This is a genomic window from Vibrio makurazakiensis (genome assembly GCF_050337375.1).
GTDB classification, from domain to species: domain Bacteria; phylum Pseudomonadota; class Gammaproteobacteria; order Enterobacterales; family Vibrionaceae; genus Vibrio; species Vibrio makurazakiensis.
Genome location: NZ_JAKJSW010000032.1, coordinates 24,772 through 35,649, shown reverse-complemented (window position 1 = coordinate 35,649; position 10,878 = coordinate 24,772). Strand labels below are relative to the sequence as shown.

Below are 10,878 nucleotides of genomic sequence, written 5' to 3'. Positions count from 1 at the left end.
CAATGCAAGAGCTTTACAACGACTTTGAGCCTTTATCTGACTTCCGTGCAAGCCAAGAATACCGTTCATTGTCTGCAGCAAATATGTTGCGTCGCTACTTCATTGAACAGCAAAACAAGAATAACCAAATCGAAACAAGGGTAACGTCTTATGTCTAATGCACACAACAATGCAATGACCCATGAAGAGATGGTTACCATTGCTAAAAAAGATTTGAAAACTGGCGTGGGTAAAAGTGTTAAACACGACAGTGCAGCTAAACAAGTTACGGGTGAAGCGGTTTATATTGATGACCGTTTAGAGTTCCCTAACCAACTGCATGTTTACGCTCGTTTAAGTACACAAGCACACGCAAACATCACCAAGATTGATGTATCGCCTTGTTACGAATTTGAAGGCGTAGCCATTGTTATCCAGGCTGAAGACGTACCAGGTCAGCTTGATATCGGTGCGATTTTACCAGGCGATCCTCTGCTTGCCGACGGTAAAGTTGAGTACTACGGTCAACCAGTATTAGCCGTTGCTGCGAACGACTTAGAAACAGCACGTAAAGCTGCCCATGCTGCGATTATTGAATACGAAGAGTTACCAGCCATTCTTGATGTTAAAGAAGCACTAGCAAAAGAACACTTCGTAACAGAAAGCCACACTCAAAAACGTGGCGATTCAAAAGCGGCACTGGCGAAAGCAAAATACGTTATTTCTGGCGACATCGAGATCGGCGGTCAAGAGCACTTCTACCTAGAAACTCAAACCAGTAGCGTAATGCCAACTGAAGATGGCGGCATGATCGTTTACACGTCAACTCAGAACCCAACTGAAGTACAAAAATTGGTATCTGAAGTTATTGGCGTACCTATGCACAAAGTCGTGATTGATATGCGTCGTATGGGTGGTGGTTTCGGTGGTAAAGAAACTCAAGCAGCCTCCCCTGCATGTATGGCAGCGGTTGTCGCTTGTCTTACAGGTCGCCCTACAAAAATGCGCTTGCTGCGTAGTGAAGATATGCAGCAAACAGGTAAACGCCACCCATTCTACAACCAGTACACTGTTGGTTTTGATGACAATGGCGTGATCCAAGGTACCGATATCATGGTAGCAGGTAACTGTGGTTACTCACCTGACCTATCAAGTTCGATTGTCGACCGTGCCATGTTCCACTCAGACAACGCTTATTACCTAGGTGATGCGACTGTCGTCGGTCATCGATGCAAAACCAACACAGCGTCAAATACCGCTTACCGTGGTTTTGGTGGCCCGCAAGGCATGATGACCATCGAACACATCATGGATGAAATCGCGCGTTACCTGAAAAAAGATCCATTGGAAGTACGTAAGGCAAACTACTACGGCGGAGAAGGCCGTAACGTGACCCACTACTACCAAACCGTTGAAGACAACTTTTTACCTGAGATCACCGAACAACTTGAACGCAGCAGTGACTACCACGCCCGTCGTAAAGAAATTGCTGAATTCAACAAGCAAAGCCCTATCTTGAAAAAAGGCCTAGCGATCACACCAGTGAAATTCGGTATCTCGTTTACTGCGACTTTCTTGAACCAAGCTGGCGCACTAATCCATATCTACACCGATGGTAGTATTCATTTGAATCACGGTGGTACGGAAATGGGCCAAGGCTTGAACATTAAAGTGGCGCAAATCGTTGCAGAGGAGTTCCAAGTCGATGTCGAACGTATCCAGATCACCGCTACAAACACAGACAAAGTTCCGAACACATCACCAACCGCAGCCTCATCGGGCGCCGACCTCAACGGTAAGGCAGCGCAAAACGCCGCAATAACTATTAAGCAACGCTTGATCGATTTTGCTGCAGCTCACTTTAAAGTGTCGCATGAAGAAGTGGTATTTAAGAACGGTATGGTGCAAATCCGTGAGGAAATCATGACCTTCAACTCTTTTGTTGAACTGGCTTGGTTTAATCAGATTTCACTATCTAGTACAGGTTTCTATCGTACTCCGAAGATCTTCTACGATCATGAGAAAGCACGTGGACGCCCATTCTACTACTACGCTTACGGCGCATCATGCTCAGAAGTTGTTGTTGATACCTTAACTGGTGAAAACAAGATCCTTCGCGTTGATATCCTTCATGATGTAGGGGCTTCATTGAACCCTGCGATTGATATCGGCCAGGTTGAAGGTGGCTTTGTACAAGGCGTGGGCTGGTTAACGACTGAAGAGCTGGTATGGAACGAACAAGGTCGATTAATGACTAACGGCCCTGCAAGTTACAAGATCCCTGCGATCGCTGATATGCCAATTGATTTCAGAACGCACCTTTTGGAAAACCGCAGTAACCCAGAAGACACCGTTTTCAACTCGAAAGCTGTCGGTGAACCACCATTCATGCTGGGCATGTCAGTATGGAGTGCACTGAAAGACGCGATTAGCTATGTAGCTGTAGATGGCGCGATTCCTAAATTGAACACACCAGCAACACCAGAGCGCGTGTTAATGGCGATTCAAGAAGTCACTGAAGGTGCTTCGGCATCAGCAGGGGCGGAATCAGAAACCGCGTAACGGTTCGCTGAACAATAGGTAACAATTAATTGATTGAGTAGCGATTAATTAAGTCATCATTAATTAAGTAGCTATTCACTAAAATCAGTTCGCCAGCCTCGCTAAGCAATATTAGAGGCTGGCAAAGAAGCATTAAGTCGGAGCTTTTGGAGGGAATATGTTTAAGGATAATTGGATTCACGAACTAGCAAAACTGGAAGAGAACTACGAACCATGTGTAATGGTGACGGTTCTTGAAGACAGAGGTTCCGTTCCACGTGATGCGGGCACAAAAATGCTGGTTACTCGCGACCGACTCATCGCCACCATTGGCGGAGGTCATCTTGAACATGTTGCCACCAAAATGGCGCGTGAAATGCTTATCTCCCGCGAAAAGTCGCTCAAAGTTGAACGCTTTAATCTTGGTGCTCGTTTAGGCCAATGTTGTGGTGGAATGGCGACCTTAAGCTTTGAACCTATTGGAACTCAACAAAATCACTTAGTGCTATTTGGCGCAGGTCATGTTGCGAAAGCATTACTGCATATCGTCGCTACCCTGCCCTTCCGCGTCACCTGGATTGATGAACGTGACGAAGTCTTCCCAGAAGAACTTCCTCACGGCGTGAAAAAGTTAGTCAGTGACGATCCAGTTGGCGAAGTAAACCAAATGCCACCAAACAGTTATTACCTAGTAATGACGCACAACCACCAGCTCGACTTTGACCTAACCAAAGCCATTATTGACCGCAACGACAGTTGCTACTTTGGCATGATTGGTTCACTCACTAAACGTAAGAAATTTGATTTCCGTTTAGAGCAACGTGGCTATAACCAAGAACAAATCAACACAATGATTTGTCCTATTGGAATCAGTTCTGTGAATGGTAAACACCCTTCAGAAATAGCAGTCTCTGTTGCAGGTGAACTTATCGCACACTATCAAGGCCAAGCGCTTGAACAAAAGCGCCCAACCAAGCAATCTCAAGATGTATCAACCCTGATTAAGGAATCAAACGACACAAGCGATTCACAATTAGAAGAAAAAATCGCTTAAGAAAAGTCGTACGCTTCAAAGGCCATAATGTCATTGAAGTAATAAAAAGGAAGTAAACATGACAACGCAACGCAAAGCTTATCGCGCCAGTATTCTTCATAGCGTAGCCGACCCAAAGGATGTTGGTTTAGAAGAATCATACGAATATTTTGAAGACGGGATAATGGTCGTTGAAAACGGTCACATCGTCGATTTAGGCACAGCCGAAGACGTACTTACTCGCCAGCCAAAAACACTTGATGTAAAAGAATATAAAGACAAAATCATTACTTCTGGATTTATCGATACGCACATCCACTACCCGCAAACAGGTATGATCGCCTCTTACGGCGAACAGCTTTTAGATTGGCTAGAGAACTACACCTTCCCAGAAGAAAAACGATTTCAAAACCCAGTGTACGCGCACAAAGTTGCCAAGCTGTTCTTAGACGAACTAGCCAGTAACGGCACAACAACGGCACTAGTGTTTGGTACGGTACATAAAGAGTCGGTCAACGTCTTCTTCGAAGAAGCAGAGAAGCGTAATCTACGCATGATCGCAGGTAAGGTATTGATGGATCGCAATGCCCCTGACTACCTGACTGACACGCCAGAATCTGGCTATGCAGACTCAAAAGAATTGATTGAAAAATGGCATAACCGTGGTCGCTTGCATTACGCAGTCACGCCACGTTTTGCTCCAACCAGTACACCAGAGCAACTGGCAACTGTGGGTAAACTTTTAGAAGAGTATCCAGACGTTTATATGCACACACACCTTTCTGAAAACAAGAAAGAGATTGAGTGGGTATTAGACCTGTTCCCAGAACGCGACAGCTACCTAGACGTTTATGACCACTATGGTTTATTGCACAAACGTTCTGTATTCGCACACGGTATTCATCTGTCTGACTGTGAATGTAAACGCCTAGCCGATACCGACTCTGCGATTGCCTTCTGCCCTACTTCGAATTTGTTCTTAGGCTCTGGCCTGTTCAAGTTGCCAAAACTAGAAGAGCACGGTGTTCGAGTTGGTATGGGTACAGATGTAGGCGCAGGTACTAGCTTCTCTATTTTACAAACTATGAGTGAAGCGTACAAAATCATGCAACTCCAGCAAGAAAAGCTTCACCCAGCAAAATCGTTATTCCTAGCAACATTGGGCGGTGCACGTTCACTTCACTTGGAAGACAAAATTGGTAACCTAGAAGTAGGAAAAGAAGCCGATTTCGTTGTACTTGATTTGCATGCGACTCAGCTAATGCGCTTCAGAATGGAACAAGCAACGAAACTTGAAGAGAAGTTGTTTGTATTGATGAGCCTAGGTGATGACCGTACCGTGAGTGAAACATATATCTACGGCGAAAAAGCTTACGACGTGAATTACCAAGACGCTAAAAAGTTAGTTAGCTAATGTTCAATTAGCTCACATCATAAACGGGTTCCACAACGCAAAAGCTCTGAATGACTATTCGGAGCTTTTTTATGTGTATTTTAAATTAATGCATCACTTTTGAATTGCGCATAGATTCTTATTTGCGCATAACAATAGTGAAATCGTCACTTGCGTAATTATCGATCAAACGGACATTATTGCTGAGCATCTTACAGAACCTAAAAATGGCCGTCCGGTTGTAGGCCTTGAGCAAAGACTTATCATGAAAAAATTCAGAGTCTAATAAATTAAAGACAACGGCCTCATTGGCTTGGTGATACATTCTTGTGATGATTTTAGAAATATAGTCTGGATCGCGAGATTGGTAGTTAAGCGAGCCACAAGCGACAATCACATCAATACCGGTTTCATTAAACTGGCTTATATCACCATATTTAAATTGAACCTCACTTGAACCGACTCTCTTTTTAGCGGCACGTAAAAATGGGCGATGTTGATCCATTCCCAAATACGATTCCAGAGAGTAATCTTGAGCAAGGTAATCATACAACTCCCCTAAACCACACCCTAAATCCAACACTCTCTTAGATTCAAAATCGACAGCATGGGAAATAGCATCAAACCTCGCTTGTTGAGATTCAATACTCGACCAACCTTGAACTTTAGGATTATTACCGCCCCAAGACTTTAAGCGTCTTCGGTGGTAAGAATAAATATTAAAACGGTCAAGAAAGTGCATAAAAATACTTCAAATTTGGTTGGCGCGAACAGTTATTACGAGTTGATTTACCTTTCCATCAAACAAAAGCAACTCGATGCGTATAAATATTTAGAACTACATCACAATTTCAATAAAGCCCATTTCCCAACTATGATTATTAGGTCTACCAAAGTTTGTGAGTAGGGATTATGAAAAAACTCATTAGCCTAATTCTTCTACTGCCATTTTTCGCGCTGCTTACTAGCTGCGGAGGAGAAAGCAGTTCAAGCGGTAGCACAGCAAGTGTATCTATGTCGGTTTCTGACTCGCCAGTGGATGATGCCAGCTCAGTGACTATCGGCTTTGCCCAGGTGGAACTCGTAGACAGTGAAGGAAACTCCACTTATTTCGATGTTACACCGACTAACCCTAACCGAGATTATGAACAAATAGATTTATTGGACTATCAGGGGGCTCAATCTGCGCTCATCATCAATTCACAAGCAATCCCAGTTGGAGTCTACCAAAACCTTATTCTACACATCAGTAACGAAAGTGGTGTGAATTTTGTTGATGACCTCACTGGTACTAACAATTTAAAACAACCCAGCAATAAGCTTCGTCTTGGTAGCTTTGAAGTCACCTCAGAGGCGACTCAAGCGTTTACTATTGAGTTTGATTTGCGTAAAGCCTTAGTCATGCGTGGTAACCAAGGTAACAATAATGGCTATATTCTAAAGCCTAACGGCGTATCCATTCTAAATAACAGCACGGCAGCCAGTCTTTCAGGTAACGTTGACCAAAATCTATTTACGGCTGACGTAAGTTGCAGTGTAAGTACCTCCAACATGATCTACTTATATAGCGGCTTAGGCTTAACAGTAAGCGACCTTATTGATCTTGTTGATACCGAGGACGAAGAGTTCGACACCAATGCGCCTGTGCCCGCAAATGCCAATCAGCCTTATGCTTCGACAGAGGTAGCGGATAATGGAGATTACACGTTCGGGTTCTTGCCTGCAGGGGACTATACCGTGGCTTTCACTTGCAATGGTGATAACGATGATCCAATTCAATACGACAGTGCGGTGAACATTCCCCTTCCCGTCAACAACGTATCTGAAATTACGCTTGCCGCTGAGCAAGCAGGAGTGGTTAATTTTTTATAGTGGTTAGCTTTTCTAAGGGTTAACTTCGTACAAGCACAAATGCTCAAACAGCAACAAAAAGCTCTATTGCCGGTAGAGCTTTTTTCTTATGAAAAACATCAGTTGAATTCATAAAATACAACTCTCACCGTGACGCTCCTAGAAATTACTGATAAGTTAATATTTACCCTATTTCTAGCATCGCCTTTCTATTTAGATACAGTCGCTTGCGCGTATTTCCAACTTGGCTTAGCCACTATAAACACAGCAAGGAACGCTATGTTCGAACAAGTCGTCAGTATTTTATTTCCAGTGTTTGCTCTTGCCGGTGTTGGGTTTGTCATCGGGAAATGGTTGAAGCCAGACTTTAGACCAATAAATAGAATCAATATGGATGTTTGCATTCCCGCGCTGGTCTTTGCATCTCTAACAACCATGCCGCTCGACACTGAACAACTCCCGCTGATTTACGCGTCTTTGGTAGCGGTGCTCGTACCTGGCGTACTGATGATACCAATCTGCAAGCTGGCTAAAATCAACTTCAAGGCTTGGGCTCCTCCTCATATGTTCCGCAACAGTGGCAACTTAGCCATTCCCTTGTTCACATATACTTTTGGCGAGACGGCTCTTGCGCCTGCGGTACTTTTATTCGTCGTATCCGCCTGTGTACATATTAGTGTTGGGTTAGCTTTGCTCAGCAATGGCAACCCACTTAAACAAATCTTTTCGATGCCTATATTTTTGGCAGCAGCGCTCGCTATGGCACTAAACCTGTCTGGTGTTTCAGTGTGGAACCCTCTCTATGAAGCTAGCTCCCTTTTGGGCCAAGCTGCTGTTCCAATCATGTTGCTGTCTCTCGGCTCTCAAATGGTCAACCTTCGCTTAAGTGGCCTTAAAGTCGGTTTGTTCAGTACATTCCAATCACTGGCTACAGGCGGTGTCGCTTTTGCCATTATTTATTTCTTCATCCCATTACCCACATTACATCTACAGATGATGGTGTTGTTCACTATGCTGCCCCCAGCTGTCATGAACTACCTGTTTGCCGAGCGGTTTAATGTAGAACCAACAAAAGTAGCTTCAATGGTTTTGTTTGGTAACTTTTTGAGTATTGTCACTTTACCTATTTTGCTTACGTTCGCTTTGTCGCTGTGAACCGTGGTGTGACTCTATAAAAATAACGTTCAACCCAACAAAAATGCCAACGTTAACCGTTGGCATTTTTATATATCTCCGAATTTATGGGGTTTAGCTTTCCTGAGAAATAGGAGCTAAGTGGCGGTAAATTTCATTGAAAGGCGCAGGCTTACCTAAAAAGTATCCTTGGACAAACCTACAGCCTAGGCTTTTTAGTAAATTCAATTGGCAGCTTGTTTCAACCCCTTCAGCAATGACATCTAAATCTAGTTTGTCAGCCAAACTGATCGCTGTTTGTGTGAGAACCGAACAGCCTTTGTCATGCATTATGTCTTTAATAAACGAGCGATCTATTTTCAGGTAATCGAGCTCTTGGCTAATCAGGTTTCCAAATGAAGCATAGCCAGTACCAAAATCATCGATAGCCAGCTTAATACCACTTTGCTTTAACTTATCGAGTACTTGCTTGGCGATAGGGTTATCATCAAGGGATATAGACTCGGTGATCTCAACAACAATCGCGCTCATAGGTAATTGAAAGCGCTTCAACGTGTCTTCAATCGAACTATGCTGAAGCTCAACCGCATTAAGCTCCTTAATCGACCGGTTAATTGAGAAAACGGTATCGGTGTACCCTTGGCTATGAAGTATCGATAAGTGCTCACAGGCTTGCTCTAAAATACAACGACCCAGTGGGATAATAAGATCGTACTCTTCTGCAATGCCTATAAATTCGAAAGGAGAAATATATTCCGCACCGTACTTCCAACGCGCCAATGCCTCAAACTTGGTGGCAACCTTATTCTCAGTACTATAGATCGGTTGGTAGTGAACTTGGATTTGGTTTTCTTTAATCGCCGCTTCCAATGCCACTTTTAATTTTRGCCGACGAACAGATTGGTTTTCTAATTCAGAAGTAAAGACGACCAGTTGGCCATCACGTATCTTTGATTTCTCTAGTGCGAGTTTAGCCTGCATCATTGGGTTAGCTTCAGAGACATCGTCTAATGTCGTAGAAATTCCGACATTCCAATCAATTGATATTGTGTGCCCTGATATAGGGTAATTCACCAAAAGTTCGCTTCGGATTTTATGGCATAAAGTCAGCACTTCCGAATCCGACATTTCGTCGATTAAAATAGCAAACTCATCGGATCCATAACGACATGCGACACATTGCTCACCCATCACCTTGTCTAACCGCTCTGCAACCGCAGACAAAAGCCGATCGCCCATCTCATCGCCGTATGCTTGATTAACAAATGAGAAGCCTTTTATATCAAATAGGGCTAACGAAATTCTTTCACCTGTAGCTAACCTATCTTCAATATCTTGAATAAAAATCTGTCGTTTCTTTAACCCAGTGACGAATTCATACTTTTGATACTGTTCGATCTTTTTCTCATTATTTTTACGTCGGGTGATATCTCTGAATACCGCGATGTAATGAGAAACTTCACGGTTCTCATCTTTTAGCGTAGTGATGGACATACGCTCAGGAAAGATCGTTCCATGACAATTCTTGTTCCATAGCTCCCCTTCCCAACGCCCATTACTTTCGAGATCTGCCCACATTTTTTTGTAAAAATCAGGTCCCTGCAAACCAGATGAGAACATAGAAGGATTTTTGCCCATCAACTCAGATCGAGAATAGCCAGTAAGTTCTTCAACTCGTTGGTTAAGCTGGACGATCCTATTCTCTTTGTCAGTGATAAGTATCGCGTCATTACTTTGGTTTAACGCCTCACTCGCCATATTGAACTCATGAGTAAGCTCTTGATGTAACGTTATGTTTTGAACGATCCCTTCAACACTGAGTAACCGACCTTGCTCATCGAAATTATTGTGACATATCAGTTTCAAATGCTTATTTGTTGGGGATTCATCTTTATTTACAATAGTGATTGATGGGTTTTCAAGGTTTGATAGCACTCTTGCAATGTACTCTGCGCACTGCTCACGGTGAGAAAATATATAAGTAGAGAATAATGATTCAAGTGATGACAGGTGGTGAGCTTCTGCGTTAATGACAGCCCAGAAGTTAGGGCTAAATTCAAAGGTCTGCTTCGAAATATCCCATTGAAAAAAGCCTAAATTACTCAACGCTTCAACATGCTTAAATTGTCGTACTAGCCGTTGGTTATGGTCGTCGAGTTTGTTTTGATGAAGTTCTTGCCCGAGGATATAGCCAAGGTTATCGATAAACTCATCATCGAGTTCTAACTCCGGCATTTCTCTATCGTAGAGCATAACGACTAGCCCAACACGCTCGCCACTACGGGCCGTAAGCGGTAGGCCGACATAGGCTTGAGCACCCAGTTCCTCCAAAGCAACATCTTTAGGAAATTTGTGTTGAATACCCGAAGCGTAAAAACAGTAGTTACCAGACCCCTTTACCGCAATATCACACGGCGTATCCAATAAAGGATAAGCAAAGTTCGCAACGAGTTTTCCCTCGCTTAAGTAGCATTTCGTATAGGCAATGGAGTCATCGCTGCTTGTATCAGCAATAAAGCAATGGTTAGGTTTGTATTGTTTATATAAAAGTTCTAGCGAACTAACAAATAACTCAGAGCTTGATTTAGGCTTGATCAGCCCTTGTAATAAGTGCTCCATGATATATCCAGAAGAATCGTAATTTAGCTAATAATAATATAAACGTTTGCGCATATCTATTAGCCCTTAGTAATAGTAAGGCATTGTTTGTCAGAGGTATCACTTTAATAAATCACTTATGAAACCATTACATAAACCGCTCAAAATACGAACAAAAAGACTGGTAAATATTAAACAGCCTCTTAAAAACAAAAAGCCCCGGCTATAGGGCCGGGGAAAACAGGGTGGGATGGAGTTTGATTGCGTGCTCACATCAAAACTCCCCCTGACCTTAGCTAAGACTCATGAACTTAGTAAGGGAATAACAAACTGGTTTAACTTAGGTTAT

General features: G+C 43.1%; 7 protein-coding genes and 1 pseudogene. 6 read left to right on the top strand and 2 right to left on the bottom strand.

All coding sequences use genetic code 11. The features are described 5' to 3' along the window. The 4 genes and pseudogenes from L4C33_RS05545 to guaD all read left to right on the top strand — a co-directional run. Window positions 1–158: pseudogene (locus L4C33_RS05545) on the top strand (xanthine dehydrogenase small subunit); the annotation flags it as partial. Then, entirely contained in the window at window positions 151–2,541 is a 2,391-nt protein-coding gene (xdhB, locus tag L4C33_RS05540) for a xanthine dehydrogenase molybdopterin binding subunit (protein ID WP_428811446.1), read from the top strand. The pseudogene L4C33_RS05545 and the gene xdhB, both read left to right, overlap by 8 nt. A gap of 157 nt (window positions 2,542–2,698) precedes the next feature. After that, a complete protein-coding gene (gene xdhC / locus L4C33_RS05535) occupies window positions 2,699–3,574 on the top strand; it encodes a xanthine dehydrogenase accessory protein XdhC (RefSeq protein WP_428811445.1) in 876 nt (291 codons plus the stop codon). A gap of 58 nt (window positions 3,575–3,632) precedes the next feature. Next, window positions 3,633–4,967, top strand: a complete 1,335-nt coding sequence (gene guaD / locus L4C33_RS05530) for a guanine deaminase (protein WP_428811444.1) — start codon at window positions 3,633–3,635, stop codon at window positions 4,965–4,967. Window positions 4,968–5,085: 118 nt separating this feature from the next. Here guaD and L4C33_RS05525 read toward each other — a convergent pair whose 3' ends face one another. After that, entirely contained in the window at window positions 5,086–5,688 is a 603-nt protein-coding gene (locus tag L4C33_RS05525) for a class I SAM-dependent methyltransferase (RefSeq protein WP_428811443.1), read from the bottom strand. A 170-nt stretch (window positions 5,689–5,858) separates the two neighbouring features. Here L4C33_RS05525 and L4C33_RS05520 point away from each other — a divergent pair, with 170 nt between their 5' ends. After that, window positions 5,859–6,818: a DUF4382 domain-containing protein gene (locus tag L4C33_RS05520; RefSeq protein WP_428811442.1), complete on the top strand. Its 960-nt coding sequence runs from the start codon at window positions 5,859–5,861 to the stop codon at window positions 6,816–6,818. Window positions 6,819–7,076: 258 nt separating this feature from the next. Continuing rightward, a complete protein-coding gene (locus L4C33_RS05515) occupies window positions 7,077–7,952 on the top strand; it encodes an AEC family transporter (protein WP_428811441.1) in 876 nt (291 codons plus the stop codon). 93 nt (window positions 7,953–8,045) lie between these two features. Here L4C33_RS05515 and L4C33_RS05510 read toward each other — a convergent pair whose 3' ends face one another. After that, window positions 8,046–10,550 carry a putative bifunctional diguanylate cyclase/phosphodiesterase gene (locus L4C33_RS05510; RefSeq protein WP_428811440.1) on the bottom strand — a complete coding sequence of 835 codons (2,505 nt, stop codon included), beginning with the start codon at window positions 10,548–10,550 and terminating at the stop codon, window positions 8,046–8,048. Window positions 10,551–10,878: the final 328 nt, after the last annotated feature.

What these genes read in the sequence shown, in the direction of transcription:
- xdhB (WP_428811446.1), top strand. Translation starts at nt 151, where the DNA reads ATGTCTAATGCACACAACAATGCAATGACCCATGAAGAGATGGTTACC.
- xdhC (WP_428811445.1), top strand. Translation starts at nt 2,699, where the DNA reads ATGTTTAAGGATAATTGGATTCACGAACTAGCAAAACTGGAAGAGAAC.
- guaD (WP_428811444.1), top strand. Translation starts at nt 3,633, where the DNA reads ATGACAACGCAACGCAAAGCTTATCGCGCCAGTATTCTTCATAGCGTA.
- L4C33_RS05525 (WP_428811443.1), bottom strand. Translation starts at nt 5,688, where the DNA reads ATGCACTTTCTTGACCGTTTTAATATTTATTCTTACCACCGAAGACGC.
- L4C33_RS05520 (WP_428811442.1), top strand. Translation starts at nt 5,859, where the DNA reads ATGAAAAAACTCATTAGCCTAATTCTTCTACTGCCATTTTTCGCGCTG.
- L4C33_RS05515 (WP_428811441.1), top strand. Translation starts at nt 7,077, where the DNA reads ATGTTCGAACAAGTCGTCAGTATTTTATTTCCAGTGTTTGCTCTTGCC.